2 protein-coding genes are annotated in these 1420 nt (G+C 62.4%); one reads left to right on the top strand and one right to left on the bottom strand.

Features of this window, described 5'->3' with window-relative positions; translation table 11 throughout:
- The coding region (locus JYJ84_RS36680; RefSeq protein WP_175223398.1) for a hypothetical protein at nt 1–721 on the bottom strand (721 nt) is incomplete at its 3' end.
- 426 nt (nt 722–1147) lie between these two features.
- Here JYJ84_RS36680 and JYJ84_RS36675 point away from each other — a divergent pair.
- A partial coding sequence (locus JYJ84_RS36675) for a contractile injection system protein, VgrG/Pvc8 family (RefSeq protein WP_275890776.1) occupies nt 1148–1420 on the top strand: 273 nt, incomplete at its 3' end.

Genomic DNA, 1420 nt, shown 5'->3' with positions numbered 1-1420 from the left:
ATTCCCCGGGGTGTATCGGCTTTGCGAGCTTCGCGTCGCAACGCCAGCTTCGGTCGCGTATCGCTGCGATCTGCGCGACGGCCGGGTTGCGCCATGCGTCGGGCAGCTTGCAGGTGCGGCGGACGGCGCGTTTCGCGGGCGTTGCGTCGCCAGGGATCGGCGCATTGCTGTCGTGCACCTCTCCCGTCAATGCATTGACGCTCGTATGGGATTCGGTGCTGCCGCTGCCGTCCCAGCGGAAGTCCCAACTGTCCTCATCCCATCCCGCGACGATCCATTGGCCGTTGCGCGTCGTCACGCGCCAGGTTTCGCCCCAGCGCATCGAACTGCCGCCGTTATTCCGCACCAGCAGCGAACCATGGCGGATGTCGAGCGGCTGGTACGGATCGCCCATCATGCCGCCGTCGCCCGGCCCCATCGCGATCGAGTCGTTCGTGAGTACGCGCTTGCCGTCGACGAAGATGCGCAGGCGCCGCGGGCCGTCGGGCTGCCCGCGCAGCACGTCGATGCAGGCGGTGACCGGTTGGGTCGAGCCGAACGCGCTGCGGATGCTGTCGTCGAGTGTGTAGCCGGTGTCGACTTTGCCGCACGGATCGTCGGTCGTGTTGGTCGGCGCGGCGCCATGTGCGGTGGAGGCGGCGAGGACGGTGAACGCAAGCAGCGCGCGCAGGCTGCGCGGCGCAGCGTCGACGCAAGCGGCAAACGGCCGGTGAAGGCGCATGGGTAGAGGGTGATGGGAGACCGGGCGTGCAGTTTAAGCGATTCGGGCGGTTGATCGGGAGGCTTGTTGACGAGCGGCCATTTCGGGCGCAGGGACATCCATTACCGTGGTGGAAGGTTGTGTCCATTACCTCCAGCAATGTTGGTGGAGTGAGGGCGATAGGCAAATCAGTGTTGATTTACATCGTCAAGGAGAAATTTAACCTCGAAATTTCGAATATGTCTCATGGACACGAGATGTCTCGTTGGCGAACCTCTTGCGTTGGGACATCCAGCGCGTATTCGTATGCGTCATGGGTTGCCCGATCGCAAGATCACGTCGCTCGTCATTGCATGCAGTCAGTCCGTTGAGTACTGCACACGCGTGGTAGGTCGACGAGTGGAAACACGCACCGGAGTGTGTTTCTGGATCCGGAGATCCATCACGATGTTACAACCGTCTCATTTGCATTTAACCTTTACTGCCGGTGAAGAGTCGTTCGAGGTCGTCGAATTCACGCTGCGCGAGGGGTTGTCCGAGACCTTTCGCCTGGAGGTCGAACTGGCCAATGCCAATCCGGCCATCGACTTTGGACAGATACTCGATCGCAACGGCTTGCTCACGATCTGGCAGGGTGGGCAGCCCGTGCGCTACGTGCACGGCGCGGTCTCGTCGTTCGTTCAGGGTGATACCGGCTTCCGGCGTACCCGCTACTCGGCG

The sequence above is a fragment of the Burkholderia sp. LMG 13014 genome (genome assembly GCF_905232215.1).
Classification (GTDB): domain Bacteria; phylum Pseudomonadota; class Gammaproteobacteria; order Burkholderiales; family Burkholderiaceae; genus Burkholderia.
This window is presented reverse-complemented; position numbering and strand designations above follow the sequence as displayed.